The following is an 18,925-nucleotide window of genomic DNA, read 5'->3' as shown; positions in this document are numbered from 1 at the left end:
TGGTTGCTTCTTCTGGGCTAGTGGGTCGGTGGGCTGGTGGTGGGTTAGTGCGACTGTTCCTCGGTCGTTTGTTGGGGCAGCAGGGCCGAGAGTGGGCTGTCGGGTGCGGTGGTCGCTGTGGTCAGGAGCGCCACCAGCTTTTCCGCCATTTCCTCCACCGTCTCCCGTTCGAAGAGGTCGGTGTTGTATTCCACGAAGCCGTCGAGGCCCTCGGGGGTGCCTTGGGGGGCGCGGCGTTCGGTGAGGCCGATGGAGAGGTCGAAGTGGGCGACGTGCATGTCGACGGGTTCGGGGCGGGCGTGGTTGCCGCCGAGGGTGAAGTGGCGTTCGGGAGCGTTGTCGAGGGTGAGGAGGGTTTGGAAGAGGGGGTGGCGGGAGGTGGAGCGGGCGGGGTTGAGGGCTTCCACGAGTTGTTCGAAGGGGAGGTCCTGGTGGGACCAGGCGGCGAGGTCGGTGGCGCGGACGCGGCACAGCAACTCGCGGAAGGTGGGGTCGCCCGAGGTGTCCGTACGCAGCACGAGGGTGTTGACGAAGAAGCCGACGAGGTCGTCGAGGGCCTGGTCGGTGCGGCCTGCTATGGGACTGCCGACGGGGATGTCGGTGCCGGCGCCGAGGTGGGTGAGGAGGGCCGCGAGGCCGGCTTGGACGACCATGTAGAGGCTGGTGCCAGTGTCGCCGGCGAGGGTGTGGAGGCCTTGGTGGAGGTCGGCGGGGAGGCGGAGGGGGAACATGTCGCCGCGGTAGGTGGTGACTTCGGGGCGGGCGTGGTCGAGGGGTAGTGGGATTTCGGCGGGCAGATCTGCCAGCTCGCGGCGCCAGAAGTCGAGTTGGCGGCTGTAGGTGCTGCGGGGGTCGGTCGGGTCGCCGAGGAACTGCTGTTGCCAGAGGGTGTAGTCGGCGTACTGGACCGGGAGCGGGGACCACTGCGGGTCCTCCCCCGCGCTGCGGGCGTCGTAGGCGGCGGCGAGGTCGCGGGACAGGGGGGCCATGGACCAGCCGTCGCCCGCGATGTGGTGCAGGAGCAGGAGGAGTACGTGTTCGTCCGGGCCGAGTGGGAAGAGCGTCGCGCGCAGGGGGTGTTCGGTGGTGATGTCGAAGGAGTGGGTGGCGGCCCGGTGGAGGGCGGGGGCCAGGTCGGCGGGGTCCACCTCGGTGACGGTGAGCAGGTCACGGCCGGAGTCCGGTGGCAGGACGACCTGCCGGGCGGCGCGGGCCTTGCGGGGGAATACCGTGCGCAGGCTCTCGTGCCGGGCGACGAGGTCGCCGAGGGCGGCCCGTAGCGCTTCCTGGTCGATCTTGCCGGTGAAGCGCAGGGCGAGCGGGATGTTGTAGGTGGGGCTGGGGCCTTCGAGGCGGTGCAGGAACCAGAGGCGGCGTTGGGCGTAGGAGAGGGGTACGGCTTCGGGGCGTACGGCGGGTGTGACCGGCGGGCGGGCCTGGGTTGTGGCGGAGTCGATGCGCTGGACGAGGGCGGCGACGGTGGGGGCCTCGAAGAGGGCGCCGATGGGGAGTTCGACGTTCAGGGCGGTGCGGATGCGGCTGATCAGGCGGGTGGCCATCAGGGAGTGGCCGCCGAGGACGAAGAAGCTGTCGTCGATGCCGACGCGGGGGACGCGCAGGACGTCGGCGTACAGCCCGCAGAGGATCTCTTCCTTCGGGGAGCGGGGGCCGCGGCCGCCGAGTTCGGAGCGGGGGTCGGGGGCGGGCAGCGCCGCCCGGTCCACCTTCCCGTTGGGGGTGAGCGGCAGGGCGTCGAGCGCCACCAGGGCGGACGGGACCATGTAGGCCGGGAGGCGGTCGCGCAGGTGGCGGCGGAGGGCCGTGGAGTCGAACGCCTCCTTGGCTACGGGGACGAGGTGGGCGACCAGGCGTTCGTCGCCCGGGGTGATCTCGCGCAGGTTGACGGTGGCCTGGGCGACGGCGGGGTGTGCGTCCAGGACCGTTTCGATCTCGCCGGGTTCGATGCGGAAGCCGCGCATCTTGACCTGGGTGTCGGCGCGGCCGATGTAGTCGAGTCGGCCGTCCGCGGTCCAGCGGACCAGGTCGCCGGTGCGGTACATGCGGGCGCCGGGCGCGCCGAAGGGGTCGGCGACGAAGCGTTCGGCGGTGAGGCCGGGGCGGTTGAGGTAGCCGCGGGCGGGTCCGGTGCCGCCTACGTAGAGTTCGCCGGTCACCGAGGGGGCGACGGGGCGCAGGGTGCTGTCGAGGACGTAGACGCGCATGTTGTCCATGGGGCGGCCGATGGGGACCGTTCCGGCGATCCGCTGCGGTGCCCGCATCGCGTGGTACGTGGCCGACATGGTGACCTCGGTGGGCCCGTAGACATTGCAGACGCTGGTGTCCGGGCAGGCGTTGAGGATCTTTTGTACGGCGGACGGGGACGCGGCCTCGCCGCCCGTCCAGACCTGGCGGACGCCGGCGAGCGCGCCCGGGCACTCCTCGGCGAGGAGGTTGAACAGGGCGGTGGTGAGGAGGACCGCGGTGATGTGGTGGGTGGCGAGGAGTTCGCGGTAGTCGTCGGGGGTGAGGTCGCCGGGCGGGGCCATGACCAGGTGGCCGCCGTTGAGGAGCGGTACCCACAGGTCGAAGGTGGAGGCGTCGAAGGCGGTGGAGGCGTGGCCGAGGACGGTGTGCCGGGCGCCGTCGGGGCCGTCCTCGCTCCAGCAGTGGTCGGCGGCGAGGGCCACCACGTCGCCCTGGGTGACGGCGATGCCCTTGGGGGCGCCGGTCGATCCGGAGGTGTACATGACGTACGCGACGGAGTCGGCGTGGGCGGCGGGAGCGGCGGAATCGGTGGCGGGGAGGCCGGTGGCGGGGAGATCTGCCACCGTTTCGGCGTGCGCGTCGACCGCCAGCGCCGGGACGTCGGGGAGGTAGGCGGAGGCCGGCAGGTCCTGCTGGGTGAGGACGACGACGGCTTCGGTCTCGGCCGCGATCAGCCGCATGCGGGCGGCCGGGTAGCGCTTGTCGAGCGGTACGTAGGCGCCGCCCGCCTTCAGGACGGCGAGGATCGCGACGACCAGGTCGGCGGAGCGCTCCATGAGGACGGCGACGCGGCTCTCGGCGCCGACGCCGTGGGCCGCGGCCAGGTGGCGGGCGAGGCGGTCGGCGCGGGCGTCCAGTTCGGCGTAGGTGAGGGTCGTGTCCCGGAAGGTGAGGGCGGGGGCGTCGGGGTGTGCGGCGGCCCGGGCCTGGAACGCCTCGGCGAGGGAGGTGCGCCGGACGGGCCGGTCGGTGGCGTTGACCTCGCCGAGGAGCAGGGCGCGTTCGCCGGCGGTGAGCACGTCGAGGCGGGCGAGCGGCTGGTCGGGGTCGGCGGTCACCGTGTCGAGGAGGGCGACGAGCCGGGCGGCCAGTTTCTCGACGGTGCCGCGGTCGAACAGGTCGGTGCTGTACTCGATGGCGCCGTCCATGCCGGGGCGTGTGCCGCGCGCGCCGCGTCGTTCGGTCAGGAAGACGGACATGTCGAAGCGGGAGGCGTCGACGTGGACGGGCTCGGCGTGGGCGGCGTGGCCGCCGAGGGTGAACTCCCCTTCGGGCGCGTTGTCGAGGGTGAGCATGGTCTGGAAGAGGGAGTTGCGGGCCGCGGAGCGGACCGGGTTGAGGGCTTCCACGAGTTGCTCGAACGGCAGGTCTTGGTGGGCCCAGCCGGCGAGGGCGGTGTCCCGTACGCGCTGGAGCAGTTCGCGGAAGGTGGGGTCGCCCGAGGTGTCCGTACGCAGCACGAGGGTGTTGACGAAGAAGCCGATGTGGTCGTCCAGCGCTTGGTCGGTGCGGCCCGCGACGGGGCTGCCGACGGGGATGTCGGTGCCCGCGCCGAGCCTGGTGAAGAGGGCGGCCAGGCCGGCCTGGAGCACCATGTAGAGGCTGGTGCCGGTCTCGCCTGCGAGTGCGTGCAGGCGCTGGTGGAGTTCCGCGGGGATCTCCCAGGTGATGGAGTCGCCGCGGAAGGAGGCGCGCTGGGGGCGGGGGCGGTCGAAGGGCAGGGCGATCTCCTCGGGAATGCCCTTCAACTGCTCGCGCCAGTAGGCGGCCTGGCGTGCGTAGACGCTGCCGGTGTCCTCGGGGTCGCCGAGGAAGTCCCGCTGCCACAGGGTGTAGTCGGCGTACTGGACGGGCAGCGGGGTCCACTGCGGGGCCCGCCCGGCGCGGCGCGCGTCGTAGGCCGTGGCCACGTCGCGGGACAGCGGCGCCATCGACCAGCCGTCACCGGCGACGTGGTGGAGCAGCAGGAGCAGGACGTTCTCGTCCGGGCCGACGCGGAAGAGCTTCACGTGCAGCGGCAGGTCGGCGGTCAGGTCGAAGCGGTGCCGGGCGGCTTCCTTCAGGAGCGCGCGGAACGCTTCCGGGTCGCCGGGGGCGTCGTCGGTGACGGTGAGGATGTCGAAGGCGTCCGGGGTGGTGGCCGGGTCGAGGACGACCTGCTGCGGGGTGCCGCCGGTCTCGCGGAAGACGGTGCGCAGGCTCTCGTGGCGGGTGAGCAGGTCGCCGAGGGCGGCGCGCAGCGCTTCCTCGTCCACCGGGCCCTGGATGCGCAGCATGAGGGGGATGTTGTAAGTGGGGCTGGGGCCTTCGAGGCGGTACTGGAACCACAGGCGGCGCTGGGCGTACGACAGCGGCAGGACCTCGGGGCGCGGCATGGGCCGCAGGGCACCGCGGGGGCGCGCGGTGGACAGGCCGAGGCGTTCGACCAGGGCCTCGACGGTGGGGGCCTCGAAGAGCGCCGCGACGGGCAGCTCCACGCCGAGTACCGCGCGGACGCGGCTGACCAGGCGGGTGGCGAGCAGCGAGTGGCCGCCGAGGGCGAAGAAGCTGTCGTCGATGCCGACGGTCGTGACGCCGAGGAGGTCGGCGTACAGCTCGCACAGGATCTCTTCCTGCGGCGAGCGCGGTGCGCGGGCGCCCGCGCCGGCTCCGGCGCGTGCCGGGTCGGGGGCGGGCAGCGCCTTGCGGTCCACCTTGCCGTTCGGGGTCAGGGGCAGCGCGTCGAGCACCGTGATCACGGACGGCACCAGGTGCTCGGGCAGCCGGGCGAGCAGGCCGCGGCGGAGGTCGGCGGCGAGGGTCTGCCGGGCGGCGTCGGAGGTGGGCACGACGTAGCCGGTCAGGCGCAGGTCGCCGGTGCGGCGGTCGGCGTGCGCGGCCACGGCGGCCTGGCGCACCGCCGGGTGCTCGGCGAGCGCCTGCTCGACCTCGCCCGGCTCGACGCGGTGGCCGCGCACCTTGATCTGGTCGTCGGCGCGGCCCACGAACTCCAGCCCGCCGTCGCTCCGGCGCCGTACCAGGTCGCCGGTGCGGTACATCCGGGCGCCCGCCGGGCCGAACGGGCAGGCGACGAACCGCTCCGCGGTCAGCGCGGAGCGCCCCAGGTAGCCGCGGGCCAGGCCCGAGCCCGCGAGGTACAGCTCGCCGGCGGCGCCGCCCGGCACCGGCCGCAGCAGCGCGTCGAGCACGAACAGCCGTACGTCGCCGATCGGCGCGCCCAGCGCGGGCAGCGTCCGGCCGGACAGGGGCTCGCCGACCGTGGCGCAGACGGTGGCCTCGGTCGGGCCGTACGCGTTGACCATGCGGCGGCCTGCCGACCAGCGTTCCACCAGGTCGGCGGGGCACGCCTCGCCCGCCACCACCAGCGAGGCGACGCCGGGCAGCGTCGCCTGCGGGGGCAGTGCGGCCAGGACGGAGGGCGGGAGGGTGGCGTGGGTGACGTGCTGCTCGGCGAGCAGTTCTTCCAGGCCCGCGCCCGGCAGCAGCCGCTCCTCCGGCGCCATGACGAGGGCGGCACCCGACAGCCAGGTCACGCACATCTCGGAGACCGACGCGTCGAAGCCGGGTGACGCGAACTGCAGGACGCGGCTCTCCCCCGTCACCGCGAAGCGTTCGGCCTGCGAGGCTGCCAGCGCGGCCAGGCCGGTGTGGGAGACGACGACGCCCTTGGGTGTGCCCGTCGAGCCGGAGGTGTGGATCACGTACGCCGGGTGGGCCGGGCGCAGCCCGGTCGCGGGGGCGGTGTCCGGGTACGCGGACAGGTCCCGGCGCACCGCCCCGGCGTCCAGGGTGAGGACGGGCGCGGTGTCGGCCAGGACGAAGGCGCGCCGCTCGGCGGGATACGCGGGGTCCACGGGTACGTACGCGCCGCCGGCCTTGAGCACGGCGAGCAGCGCCACCGCCAGCTCCACCGAGCGCGGCAGCACCACGGCCACCCGCGCCTCCGGGCCCACGCCCTGCGCCACCAGCCAATGGGCGAGGCGGTTGGCCCGCGCGTCCAGTTCGCGGTACGACAGTGTGACGTCCTCGAAGACCAGCGCCGTGGCGTCAGGCGTGCGCGCCACCTGCTCGCCGAAGAGTTCCGGCAGGGTGCTGTGGCGCACCGCGGGCCGGGGACTGGTCGCGTCCAGGCGCAGCCGCTCGTGTTCCTCGGTGGTCAGGACGTCGAGGTGGGCGAGGGGCACGTCCGGGGTGGCGGCGGCCGTTTGCAGGACGCGTACCAGCTGGGCGGCGAGGGTTTCGACCGTGCGGCGGTCGAAGAGGTCGGTGCTGTACTCGACGAAGCCGTCCAGGCCGAGCGGTTCGCCCTGCGGGCCCTGGCGCTCCCAGAGGCTGAGGAACAGGTCGTACTTGGCGGTGCCGGTGCTGAGCAGTTCGGAGCGGGTGCGGACGCCGAGCCGGTCGAAGCCGCCCTCGGGGGCGTTCTGCACGGCGGCCACGACCTGGAACAGGGGCTGCCGGCCCGCGGAGCGCGCCGGGTTGAGGGCCTCCACGAGCTGTTCGAAGGGCAGGTCCTGGTGGGACCAGGCGGCGAGGTCGGTGTCGCGGACGCGCCGCAGCAGGTCGCGGAAGGTCGGGTTGCCCGAGGTGTCCGTACGCAGCACGAGGGTGTTGACGAAGAAGCCGACGAGGTCGTCCAGCGCCTGGTCTGTGCGGCCCGCGACGGGGCTGCCGAGGGGGATGTCGGTGCCCGCGCCGAGGCGGGTCAGCAGGGCCGCCAGGCCCGCCTGCACGGTCATGAACAGGCTGGTGCCGGTGTCGCGGGCGAGCGCGTGCAGGCGCTCGTGCAGACCGGCGGGCAGCTCCAGGCCGAAGGCGTCGCCTCGGTACGTCGCGCGCCGCGGCCGCGGCCGGTCGTACGGAAGGGCGATCTCCTCGGGGAGCCCGCTCAACTGCCGAGTCCAGTAGTCCAGTTGCCTGCCCTGCACGCTGTCGGGGTCCTGCGGGTCGCCCAGGAAGTCGCGCTGCCAGAGGGTGTAGTCGGCGTACTGGACGGGGAGCGGGGCCCACTGCGGGGCCGCACCCTGGCGGCGCGCGTCGTAGGCCGCCGCCAGGTCACGCGAGAGCGGGGCCATGGACCAGCCGTCGCCCGCGATGTGGTGCAGCACGAGCAGCAGTACGTGCTCGTCCGGTCCGGTCGCGAACAAGGTGGCGCGCAGCGGCAGTTCGGTGGCGATGTCGAAGGCGTGGCGGGTGGCCTCGTGGAGGAGCCGCCGTACGTCGCCGGGGCCGGTCTCCACGACGGAGAACACGGACGGCGCGCCGGGCAGGTCGGCGAGGTCGCGGACGACCTGCCGCGGGGTGCCGGTGGCCGTCTCGTGGAAGACGGTGCGCAGGCTCTCGTGCCGGGCCAGCAGGTCGCCCAGTGCCGCCCGCAGCGCGTCGTGGTCCAGCGGGCCCGACAGGTGCAGCGCGAGCGGGACGTTGTACGTGGCGCCCGGCCCCTCCAGGCGGTGCAGGAACCACAGGCGGCGCTGGGCGTACGACAGCGGGAGCGCGTCGGGGCGCGGGGCCGCCCGCAGCGCCGGGCGGCCCGCGGCGGCGGCCGCGTCGACGTGCTCCGCGAGCCGGGCGGCCGTGGGCGCCTCGAAGACGGCGGTGATCGGGAGTTCCACGTCCAGGGCGGTGCGGATGCGGCCGATCAGGCGGGTCGCGAGCAGCGAGTGGCCGCCGAGGGCGAAGAAGTCGTCGTCGATGCCGACGTGCGGCACGCCGAGGACGTCGGCGTACAGCTCGCACAGGACGCCTTCGCGCGGGGTGCGCGGGGCCCGGCCGCCCGCCTCGCCTCCGGGGCGGGCGGGGCCGGGCGCGGGCAGCGCCGCGCGGTCCACCTTGCCGTTCGGGGTCAGGGGCAGGGTGTCCAGCGCGACGATCGCCGACGGTACGAGGTAGGCCGGCAGCCGGTCCCGCAGGTGGCGGTGGAGGCCGGTGACCAGGGCGGTGGTGGTCAGGGCCGCGCCGGGGTCGGTGGTGTGGTCCGCGAGGGCGGCGGTGCGGTCGCCGGCGGGCAGGCAGAGGCCGGCCGGGACCGCCGACGCCATGTCCTCCCGCGGCGCGAACAGCACGTCGTACCGGCCGTCGGGTCCGTCGGCCGCCCAGGTGACCGCGGACCACAGGCCGAGGCGGTCGCCGGTCTCGGTGCACGTCTCCGGTTCGGCGCCGGCGGTGGCGTCGGCCGTGGCGAGCAGGGTGCGCGCCTCGCTCACGGGCAGGCCCGCCGCCACGGCCGCCTCCGCCGCCGCCTCGCCCGCCAGGCGCGGGTTGGGCACGCCGGTCACGCGCAGCCGCTGTCCGGGCCGCTCCCGCAGGGCCTCTTCGAGAGAGGCCGGATCGGTGACGTCCCGGCCCCAGCGCAGGCACGGCACGTCGGCGAAGGAGACCGTACGGGCCGGGTGCTTGTGCAGGACGGCGTCGTAGCGGTGGCGGGTCAGCTCGTTGTGGTGGCGGGTGCCCTTGAGCCGGAGGTCGGTGGTCACGCCGGGCAGTTCGGCGGGCAGCGCCGCGAAGAAGTCCGGGTCGACCAGGAGTTCCTTCTCCAGCCGGACGCTCTGGTCGACCGCCGCGCGTACCGCGTCCGGCTCGGCGTCCGCCCCGGCGCGGGCCAGCTCGACGGCCGTACGGAAGAGCCGGAGCGTGCGCAGGTTGCGCAGGTCGCCGACGAAGACCCGGCCGCCGGGGGCCAGCAGGTCCACGGCCCGGCGCAGGACCCGCAGGAGGTAGGCCGCGTTGGGGAAGTACTGGGTGACCGAGTTGATCACGACGGTGTCGAAGTAGCCGGTGGGCAGGCCCTCGACGGCGTCGGCGGGCCGGCAGCTCAGCTCGACCTTGTCCGCCAGCTCCGGCACGGCGGCGACCTGCCGGCGGAGCCGTTCGACGGCCGCGGCGGAGAAGTCCGCTCCCCAGTACGCCTCGCACGCGGGCGCCACCTTCGACAGCAGCAGGCCGCTGCCGACGCCCATCTCCAGGACCCGGCGCGGCTTGAGCGCGAGGATGCGCCGTACGGTCTCGGCGCGCCAGTCGCGCATCGCGTCCAGCGGGATGGCGGTGCCGTCGTAGCTGCTGTTCCAGCCGCTGAAGTCCTCGCCGAACGGCGCCTCGCCGCGGTCCGGGCCGGCCTCGTCCGCGTAGACCAGGTCGTGCATGTCCTGCCACTCGCCGACCCGGTGCGCGTCGCCCGCCGCGTCCGGCGCGGCGCCGCCGGCGGGCACGACGTAGCCGACCAGGCGCACGTCGCCGGGCCGGTCCTCGCGGGCGGTGACCACGGCCTGCCCGACCGCCGGGTGCGCGGCGAGCGCCTGCTCGACCTCGCCCGGCTCGACGCGGTGGCCGCGCACCTTGACCTGGTCGTCGGCGCGGCCCACGAACTCCAGCCCGCCGTCGGCGCGGCGGCGCACCACGTCGCCGGTGCGGTACATCCGGGCGCCCGCCGGGCCGGACGGGCAGGCCACGAACCGCTCCGCGGTCAGCGCGGCACGCCCCAGGTAGCCGCGGGCCAGGCCCGAGCCCGCGAGGTACAGCTCGCCGGCGGCGCCGCCCGGCACCGGCCGCAGCCGCTCGTCGAGCACGTACAGGCACGCGTCCCCGGCTGGCGCGCCGAGGGCGGGCACCACCCGCCCGGACAGCGGCTCGCCCGCCGACGCGCACACCGTGGTCTCCGTCGGACCGTACGCGTTGACCATGCGGCGGCCTGCCGACCAGCGCCCCACCACGTCCGGCGGGCAGGCCTCGCCCGCGACCACCAGCGAGGTGATCTCCGGCAGGGTGGTGTGCGGCGGCAGGGCGGCCAGGACGGACGGCGGCAGCGTGGCGTGGGTGACGCGCTGCCCGGCGACCAGTCCGGCCAGGCCCGCGCCCGGCAGCAGGCGCGCGGCGGGCGCCATGACGAGGGCGGCGCCCGACAGCCACGCCATGCAGATCTCCGACACGGACGCGTCGAAGGCGGGCGAGGCGAATTGCAGCACGCGGCTCTGCGCCGTCACCGCGAACCGTTCGATCTGCGTGGCCGCCAGGCCCGCGAGGCCCGCGTGGGAGACCACGACGCCCTTGGGGACGCCCGTCGAACCGGAGGTGTAGATGACGTAGGCGGCGTTCGCCGGGGTGACGGGCACCTCGGGGGCGGTCCCGGGGCAGGCGGAGAAGTCCTGGCGCAGGGCCGCTTCGTCCAGGGTCAGGACGGGCGCGGCGTCGCCGAGGACGTGGGCGCGGCGCGCTTGCGGGTGTTCCGGGTCCACGGGTACGTACGCGCCGCCGGCCTTGAGCACGGCGAGCAGCGCCACCGCCAGCTCCACCGAGCGCGGCAGCACCAGCGCCACCCGCGCCTCCGGGCCCACGCCCCGCGCCACCAGCCAGTGCGCCAGCCGGTTGGCCCGCGCGTCCAGTTCGCGGTACGACAGTGTGACGTCCTCGAAGACCAGCGCCGTGGCGTCGGGCGTACGCGCCACCTGCCGTGCGAAGAGTTCCGGGAAGGGGGCCGCCGCCCGCGTCATGTCGTTCACTGGTCCTCCACTCGTCGGCCGACGCGCGGAGCGGGCCGCTCAAAAGGTTCGAAAGCGGAAATGCGGTGGTCTTGCCCCGGCCGTGCGCCCGCTGGAAGGGTGATCTCCGTGGGGACGAGCGGACGGCCGTTGGCGGTGGTGGCGGGCACAAACGAGGTGCTCGGTCTGATTCCGGCGTACGAGCGGCTGCTGACCGGCGCCGAGCGGCGGCGCGCCGACGCGTTCCTGACCGCGGGCGGCCGGGCCGACTTCGTCGCCGCGCACGTGCTGGTGCGGCTGTGCGCGGCCCGGGTGCTGGGCCGCCCCGCGGACTCCCTCGTCCTGGAGCAGCGCTGTCCCGGCTGCGGTTCCGGCGAGCACGGCAGGCCCGCGCTCGCCGGGCTGCCGCAGGTGTACGTCAGCCTGTCGCACACGACGGGCGTGGTGGCCGCGGCGGCGGGCCGCGAACCGGTCGGCGTCGACGTGGAGCGGGGGACGCTGCCGGACAGTGTGCGCGGGGCCGCCGGGCGGGTGCTGAGCGCGGCCGAGCTGGCGGCGATGCGCGAACACGCCGACGGCGACGCGTACTTCCTGCGGCAGTGGGTGCGCAAGGAGTGCCTCGTCAAGCTCGGCAGGACCACCCTGGGCGGGCTGGCCGCCGTCGACCTCTCGGCCCTTCCCGTCGGTGCCGAGGGCGGCCCCGAGCGGCATTCGCGCCACGGCGACCTGTACGTACTGGACCGGACGGACGCGCGCCGGGACGCCGTGGCCGCGGTCGTGAGCACGGCACGCCCGCGCTTCGGACCGGTGGCGGCCACGCTCACCGGTCCGCCGTGTCCGGGCGGCCCGAAGGTCCGGCGCACCTGATCGCCGCCCCTCAAGCCAGCAGCTCGGCGAGCCGCCGGCGGTTCAGCTTGCCGTTGTCGTTGTGCGGCAGCTCCTCCAGGCGCCGGATGCGGCGCGGCACCATGTGCAGCGGGATCCGCTCCCGCAGCCAGTGGCTGAACTCGCGCCCGCACATCTCCTTGCCCAGGTAGGCGGCCAGCAGCCGCACCTCGTCCTTGACCCGGACGACCACCACGGCCGCCTCGGTCACCCCCGGGTGGCGGCGCATCGCGGCCTCGACCTCGCCCAGCTCCACCCGGTGCCCCATGATCTTGACCTGGCTGTCCAGCCGGCCGCGGTGCACCAACAGGCCGGCCTCCCGGCGGACCCGGTCGCCGGTGCGGTACCAGTGGTCGCGGGTGAGCGGTCCGGTGCCGTCGTACGGGACGGCGGGCGCGCCCGGCTCGTACCGTACGAACCGCCCGGCGTTGTCGGCCGGGTCCAGGTAGCCGTCGAACCGCTGGGCGCCGCGCACGCACAGTTCCCCGTCGTCGCACGGCAGCCCCTGCTCGTCGAGGAGGACCGCCTCCATGTGGGGGTGGGGCGTCCCGATGGGCACCGTGCCGTTGGAGCTGCCGGTACCCCCGCCCGCGAGTTCGTGGTCGGTGCAGGTGATGGTCAGCTCGGTCGGCCCGTAGAGGTTGTGGATCCGGCTGCCCGGCGCGACCTCGGCCCACAGCGCGGTCAGCTGCGCGGTGACCGGCTCCGCGCTGAAGCAGCTGTGGCGGAGCGTGGTGACCTCGCCGAGCGGCAGGTTCCCGTACCGCTGGGCGGTGGTGACCAGGGACGGTACGGAGAACCAGTGGGTGAGCCGGCGGCGCACCGCGTAATCCACCGGGCGGTACAGCTCGTCCTTGTCCGGTACGACGACGGTGGCGCCCGAGCCCCAGGCGACGAACAGGTCGAACACCGACGGGTCGAAGGTCAGGCCGAAGGTCTGGGACATCCGGCAGCCGGGGCCCGCCTCGTACCGGGCGATGTTGTACGCCACGTACGGGGAGACGTTGCGGTGGCGGACCGGCACGCCCTTGGGGCGGCCGGTCGAGCCGGAGGTGAACAGGAGGTACGCCTCGGCCTCCGGGTCGCCCGGGTGGGCGGGCAGGGCGCCGGGGGACGGCTCGGGGAGTCCGCCGCCGTCCGCCGGCACCACGGTCACCGGCGGCCGGAAGTCCTCGGGCAGCCCGGCGAACGCCTCGTGATGCGCCGCGTCGAGGAGGACGGCGCCCACCCCGGCGCGCCGCGCGATGTCGAGGTTGCGGGGCAGCGGGTGTTCGGCGTTGAGCGGTACGGCGGAGGAGCCGAGGCGCTGGACGGCCAGGTACGCCACGTACGCGGCCACCGTACGGGAGGCGACGAGCGCGATCCGGGCGGGCGGGCGAGCGGGCCCGGCGGCGGGCTGGCCGGCGAGGACGCGGGCCGCCAGGGCGAGCACCCGGCGGTGCAGTTCGCCGTAGGTCAGGGTCTGCCCGCCCAGTTCGAGGGCCGGTGCGCCGGGCCACCGGCGGGCGGACCCGGCGAACCACTGATAGAGGGTGCGGTCTTCCAAGACGTGCTCCACGGGGACGGTTCCGGCGGTGAACGGTGGGGGCGTCGGTGCGGGGTCCTTGCTCGCGGTGGGCGGTCGGCTCACGAAGCGGCCTCCGCCGGTATGCCGTCCGGGGTTCCGGCCCGCCGCCGCTGTGCCGCGCCCATCCGCACCACCGGGCGCGTGACCAGCACGGCCAGCAGCAGCACACCGGCACCGGCCGCCACGTACGGGACGTTGACCTCGACCAGCTTGGCCAGCGCGCCGCCCGCCAGCGCGCCCAGCGGGATGGTGCCGGTGCCGATCAGCCGGTAGACGCCGTTGAGCCTGCCCAACTGGTCCGGCGGCGTGGTGGCCTGGCGGAAGGAGACGGTCAGCGCCTGGTAGACGGCGGCGCCGAGCGCCATCACGGCGAAGCCGGCGGCCGCGACGACCGTGTGCCGCACCAGGCCGGTCAGCAGCATCGCCAGGCCCATCAGGACCATGCCGCCGAGCGCGGCCGGGAAGGTGCCGAACCGGTCGGCCAGCCGGGCGTTCAGCAGCCCGCCGGCGACGCCGCCGATCGCGCCGACGGCCAGGAACACGCCGAAGACGGCTTCCGGCAGGCCCAGCCACCGCACGACGTAGAGGACTTCGAGCGTTCCGGTGACGGCCATGAAGAAGTTCAGCGTGCCGAGCATGACGGCGAGGGTGACGAGCAGCCGGTCGGCACGGAGCAGGCGTGCCCCGTCCAGGATCATGGTGCGCCAGCGCGGGGCTGCGCCGGGCCCCGTACCGGCGGCGGGCCCCTGCTTCCCGGCGAACCGCGGCACGGTGCACAGCAGGACCACGCCGGCCAGGAAGGACACCCCGTCGATCAGGAAAGGCAGGCCCGCGCCGGCGACGAAGGCGAGGCTGCCCAGCGGCTGCCCGGCGGAGTCGCGGAAGACCAGCTGGGCCACGTGCAGCCGGCCGTTGGCGGCGGCGAGCCGGGAGGTGTCGACGACCATCGGCAGGAACGACTGGGAGGCGACGGTGTGCACCGTCTCGCCCAGCCCGAGCACCGCCGCCACGGCGCACACCACCGGCAGGTTCACCACGCCGGCGGCCACGGTCAGCGCGAGGACCAGGACGGCGGCGGCGCGCACCAGGTCGACGCCGATGAGCAGCGTGCGCCGGTCGGCCAGGTCCGCCCAGACGCCGGCCAGCGGCGCGAGCAGCAGGGGCAGCCAGTTGGCGACCGTCACCAGGGAGATCAGCAGCGGGTCGGAGGTGAGCGAGACGGCGAGCAGCGGCAGGGCCGTCAGCCGTACGCCGTCGCCCAGCGCGGAGACCGCGGTGGAGGCCCACAGCCGTCCGAAGGCGCCGCCCGTCATGCCCACGGTGTCCCGGTGCCGTCGGCGGTCCACAGGGCGGGCCCGGTCACGGTGAGCGTCGTGGGGGCGGCCTGCCGCGCGGGCACCAGGTGCAGGCGCTGTACGCCGGCCGTGCTCCGGTCCTGCTCGTCCCGGCACGGGCAGGGTTTGGAGTCGAAGCCCGCGAAGCGGTACGCGACCTCCATGATCCGGTTGCGTTCGGTACGGCGGAAGTCGGCCTCCAGGTGCACACCGGCCCGGGCCGCCCGGTCGGCGATCCAGCGCAGCAGGTGCGTACCGATGCCGAAGTTGACCACCCGGCAGGAGGTGGCGAGCAGCTTCAGGCGCCAGCTGCCGCGCTGCCGCTCCAGCAGTGCCACGCCGACCGCGCCGTGCGAGCCGAAGCGGTCCTCGACGGTCGTGACCAGCACCTCGTGGTCCGGGTCGGTGAGCAGGGCGCGCAGGTCGGCGTCGGAGTAGTGCACGCCGGTGGCGTTCATCTGGCTGGTGCGCTGGGTCAGTTCCTCGACGCGCGCGAGGTCGCCCTCGTCCGCGCGGGCGATGCGCATCCGCATCTCCAGGGAGCGCAGGAAGTCCTCGTCGGGCCCGTTGAACTCGCTCTGTGCCGCCTCCCGGCGGAATTTCTCCTGGTACATGGCCCGGCGGCGGCGCGCGTCGGCGGTGACGGTGGGGGTGAAGTCGGCGAGGTCCGGCAGGGCCGCCGCCTCCGGCGCGTCGTAGCAGCGCACGTCCGGCAGGTGGTAGGCGACCTCGGCGCGTTCGGTGTGCTGGTCGTCGATGAAGGCGAGGGTGTCCTGCGCGAAGTTCAGCTGCTCCGCGATGGCGCGTACGGCGTCGGACTTGCGGCCCCAGCCGATGTGCGGCAGGACGAAGTACTCGGCGACACCGAGGGCTTCCAGCCGGGCCCAGGCGTCGTCGTACTCGTTGCGGCTGGCGACCGACTGGAGGATGCCGCGCTCGTCGAGGGCGCGCAGCGTCTCCAGGACGCCGGGCCGCAGCGCGAGTTCGTCGTTCTCCAGCAGGACGCCCTGCCACAGGGTGTTGTCCAGGTCCCAGACCAGGCACTTCACCGCGGGGCGTACGGCCTTGGCCGCCGCCTCCGTGGTGGTCGTGGTCCCCGCCGTCTCGGTGCCCGCCATGCCGGTCATACCTCCCAGAGGGTCACGGCCCAGGCCGCGACGGGGCTGTTGTTGAGGACGAGGACGAGGTCCCCGGGCGCCAGTTCGCCGCGGGCCAGCAGCCGGTCGAGGTTGAGCACCACGTCCATGGCGCCCAGGTGCCCGTACGCCTGGAGGTGTTCGGTGCACACGGGGTGGATGCTCAGGCCGAGCAGGGTCTCGTAGAACTGGAAGGCCGGCGCGGTGACGTTCTGCATGAGGGTGGCGGCCACCTGCTGCCGCTCCACGCCCGCGTCCTGGAGGACCTGCCCGACCAGGCGCTTGAGGTGCTGCCTGCTGTGCATGGCCAGTTCGAAGCGGTAGCGGTCGGCGGACTGGACCTCCTCGCGCCACTCGTACCAAGGCGCGCTCTTGTAGTCGACCTGGAGGAGGTCGTGGAAGCTGCCGTCGGTGTGCTGGCGGTGGGCGCGCAGCACCGGACGGCCGCCGCGCACCAGGGTCATGGCGAAGGCGCCGTCGCCGACGACGGTGACCGGGTAGCGCACCCGGTCCAGGGAGACCGGGCGGCTGGCGTGCGCGACCATGACGGAGTGCCGGGCGGGGTCGGCCACCAGGAGGTCGCGGGCGAGCGACCAGGCGGCGCTGGATCCCGTACAGCCCAGGCCGTCCAGGACGAAGGAGAAGGCCGAGCCGAGTCCGGCCTCGGCCTCGACACGCCCGGAGTCGGAGCCGAGCAGCACCTCGGGGGCGCGGGCGCCGACCACCACGAGGACGTCGGGCCCGGGTGCCGCCGGGTCCTTCTCCCGCAGTTCGCGTACCGCCCGGGCCGCGAGTGCGGCAGCGGGCTCGTCGGCGAACCGGCCGACCGTGAGGATGCCGCAGTCGCGCACGAACTGGGCTTCCTCACGCGGCAGTTGTCCGATCTCGTCCAGCTTCTCGACGGGCACCCGCTCGTCGGGCAGGAGACAGTGGATCGCCCCCACCCCGACGGCCGTGTCCGTCCCGGCGCCGCTGTGCGTGCTCATCCCCGGCCCGTCCGTACGTGGTCCGCGAGGAGCAGCTGGCTGATCTCCGTGCTGCCCTCGATGATCTCCATGAGTTTGGCGTCGCGGTACGCCCGCGCCACCGGGTGGCCGTCCCGCGCCCCGCGGGAGGCCAGCACCTGCACCGCCGTGGCGGCGCCCTTGACGGCCTCCCTGGAGGCGACGTACTTGGCGACGACGGCCTGGGTGCCCAGCTCGGGGCGGTTGCCGTCCCAGCAGGCGCTGGCGTGTTCGCAGCATCTGAGGGCGACCTGCTCGGAGACGGCCAGTTCGGCCAGGTGCCGGGCGACGAGTTGGTGGTCGGCGAGCGGCTTGCCGAACTGCTGCCGCTCGCGCGCGTGCGCCGCGGTGCTGTCCAGGCACGCCCGCAGGATGCCCGCGCAGCCCCAGGCGACGGAGAGCCGCCCGTAGGTCAGCGCGGCGGTGGCGAGCAGGGCGACCGGCAGGCCGGCGCCGGACAGCACGTGGTCCGCCGGTACGCGTACGTCGTCGAGGTGGACGTCGGCGTGCCCGGCGGCCCGGCAGCCCATCGGGTCCGGCACCCGCTCGATCCGTACGCCGGGCGCGTCGGCGGGCACCAGCGCCACCGCGGCGCCGTCGCCCCAGGTGCCGAAGACCACGAGCAGGCCGGCGTACGCGGCGCCGGTCACCCAGACCTTCGAGCCGCTGACGCGCACCGTGCCGCCTTCGCGGCGGATCCCGGTGCGCATCGCCGCCAGGTCGCTGCCCGCGCCGCTCTCGGAGAACGCGACCCCGGCCGTCTCTCCCCCGGTGAGCCGGGGCAGGAACGCGCTCCGCTGCGCGGCGGTGCCGAAGCGCTGCACGGTCCAGGCGGCCATGCCCTGCGAGGTCATCAGCGACCGCAGCGAGCCGCACAGGGAACCGGCGTGCGCGGTGAGTTCGCCGTTGGCCCGGCTGTCCAGGCCCAGGCCGCCGTGTTCCGTGGCGACCTGGGCGCACAGCAGCCCGCGCCGGGACGCTTCCCGTACGGTCTCCGCGGGGATGCGGCCGGTCAGGTCCCACTCCTCGGCGCGGTCGCCGACGAGTTCGCCGAGCGCGGCGCGGGCTTCGTCCGCGGTCGCCTGTGCCGTCACCGCCCCGCCGCTCCCCCGCCGCGCAGCCGCACGACGAGCGCGGTGATGGCGGGCACGGTACGGAAGTTGTCCAGGGTCAGGTCGTCGCCCTCGACGGTGATGTGGAACTCCTGCTCGACGTACTGGAGCAGTTCCAGGGAGAACAGCGAGGTGAACGCCCCGGAGGCGAACAGGTCCCGGTCCACGGCCCAGTCGTCGCCGGTCCTGGAGCCGAGGAACGCCAGCAGGCGCCGCTGCACCTCCTCGCCGGGGCCGGTGGCCGCGTCGGCCTGGTTGTCGACGGTGGTCATGCGCGCGTTCCTCCGTAGGAGTAGAAGCCGTTGCCGGTCTTGTGGCCGAAGTCGCCCGCCCGCACCTTGTCCAGGAGCAGGTCGCAGGCCACGTAGCCGTCGTCGCCGGTGCGGTCGTGCAGCACCTTGAGGGTGTCGACGACGTTGTCCAGGCCGATCAGGTCGGCGGTGGCCAGCGGCCCGGTGCGGTGCCCGAAGCAGCCGGTGAAGACGCGGTCCACGGACTCGGCCGGGGCGCGGCCCTCGGCGACCAGCCGCGCCGCGTCGTTGATGACCCGCATCAGGATGCGGTTGGAGACGAAGCCGGGGCCGTCGCCGACCACGATCGCCTCGCGGTCCAGGGCTCTCAGCAGCCGGTCCAGGGCCGCCATCGCCGCGTCGCCGGTGCGCGGGCCGCGGATCACCTCGACGGCTCTGATCAGGTAGGGCGGGTTCATGAAGTGGGTGCCGACGACGTCCTGCGGCCGGTCGGTGTGACCGGCCAGCTCGTCCACCGGCACGGCGGAGGTGTTGGAGGCGATCAGCGTGCCGGGGGCGACCGCGGCGCCGATCGCGGCGAGCGCCCCCGCCTTGGCCTCGGTGGTCTCGGTGACCGCCTCGACGACGGCCGCCGCGCCGGCCAGTTCCGCGTAGGAGGTGGTCACGGTCAGGTCGCCGTCCGGCCCCTTGGGCAGCTTGCCCAGCAGCCGGGCGTGCCGCAGTTGCCGGCGGACGGCGCCGCCGGCGCGTTCCAGCTGCGCCTCGGACACGTCGATCAGCAGGACCGGGAGGCCGCGGCCCACGGCGAGCGTGGCCAGCGCGGTGCCCATGACGCCGGCTCCGACGACGGCCAGCCGGCCACCCCATTCCTCGTCCATCCTCGTTCCGTCCGTCGTC

The 18,925-nt window shown here is 74.6% G+C and carries 9 protein-coding genes; 1 reads left to right on the top strand and 8 read right to left on the bottom strand.

Annotation, left to right across the window (positions count from 1 at the left end):
- Nucleotides 1–44 precede the first annotated feature (44 nt).
- The gene (locus ACH4K4_RS13245) at nt 45–10,751 is read right to left on the bottom strand and encodes an amino acid adenylation domain-containing protein (RefSeq protein WP_398167203.1); all 10,707 of its coding nucleotides are present in this window, start codon (nt 10,749–10,751) and stop codon (nt 45–47) included.
- A gap of 117 nt (nt 10,752–10,868) precedes the next feature.
- Between ACH4K4_RS13245 and ACH4K4_RS13240 the strand changes: the two genes are divergently transcribed.
- Nucleotides 10,869–11,606, top strand: a complete 738-nt coding sequence (locus ACH4K4_RS13240; RefSeq protein ID WP_398167019.1) for a 4'-phosphopantetheinyl transferase family protein — start codon at nt 10,869–10,871, stop codon at nt 11,604–11,606.
- 10 nt (nt 11,607–11,616) lie between these two features.
- On the opposite strand, the gene ACH4K4_RS13235 is transcribed toward ACH4K4_RS13240, so the two are convergent.
- The 7 genes from ACH4K4_RS13235 to ACH4K4_RS13205 are packed head-to-tail and all read right to left on the bottom strand — an operon-like array spanning nt 11,617 to nt 18,906.
- The gene (locus tag ACH4K4_RS13235; RefSeq protein WP_398167017.1) at nt 11,617–13,254 is read right to left on the bottom strand and encodes an AMP-binding protein; all 1,638 of its coding nucleotides are present in this window, start codon (nt 13,252–13,254) and stop codon (nt 11,617–11,619) included.
- Nucleotides 13,251–14,504, bottom strand: coding sequence for an MFS transporter (locus ACH4K4_RS13230; protein ID WP_398167016.1), 1,254 nt, complete (start codon nt 14,502–14,504; stop codon nt 13,251–13,253). The genes ACH4K4_RS13235 and ACH4K4_RS13230 overlap by 4 nt, the downstream gene beginning before the upstream one ends.
- Nucleotides 14,501–15,652, bottom strand: coding sequence for an HAD-IIIC family phosphatase (locus ACH4K4_RS13225; protein WP_398167014.1), 1,152 nt, complete (start codon nt 15,650–15,652; stop codon nt 14,501–14,503). The genes ACH4K4_RS13230 and ACH4K4_RS13225 overlap by 4 nt, the downstream gene beginning before the upstream one ends.
- Nucleotides 15,649–16,647, bottom strand: a complete 999-nt coding sequence (locus ACH4K4_RS13220) for a 3-oxoacyl-[acyl-carrier-protein] synthase III C-terminal domain-containing protein (protein ID WP_398167013.1) — start codon at nt 16,645–16,647, stop codon at nt 15,649–15,651. The genes ACH4K4_RS13225 and ACH4K4_RS13220 overlap by 4 nt, the downstream gene beginning before the upstream one ends.
- Complete coding sequence (locus tag ACH4K4_RS13215; protein ID WP_398167011.1) at nt 16,644–17,759, bottom strand: acyl-CoA dehydrogenase family protein; 1,116 nt, start codon at nt 17,757–17,759, stop codon at nt 16,644–16,646. The genes ACH4K4_RS13220 and ACH4K4_RS13215 overlap by 4 nt, the downstream gene beginning before the upstream one ends.
- The gene (locus ACH4K4_RS13210) at nt 17,756–18,049 is read right to left on the bottom strand and encodes an acyl carrier protein (protein ID WP_398167009.1); all 294 of its coding nucleotides are present in this window, start codon (nt 18,047–18,049) and stop codon (nt 17,756–17,758) included. Before ACH4K4_RS13210 ends, ACH4K4_RS13215 begins: the two co-directional genes overlap by 4 nt.
- Entirely contained in the window at nt 18,046–18,906 is an 861-nt protein-coding gene (locus tag ACH4K4_RS13205; protein ID WP_398167008.1) for a 3-hydroxyacyl-CoA dehydrogenase family protein, read from the bottom strand. Before ACH4K4_RS13205 ends, ACH4K4_RS13210 begins: the two co-directional genes overlap by 4 nt.
- Between the last annotated feature and the right edge of the window lie 19 nt (nt 18,907–18,925).

The organism is Streptomyces sp. NPDC017529, from assembly GCF_044329785.1.
GTDB lineage: Bacteria > Actinomycetota > Actinomycetes > Streptomycetales > Streptomycetaceae > Streptomyces.
This window is presented reverse-complemented; position numbering and strand designations above follow the sequence as displayed.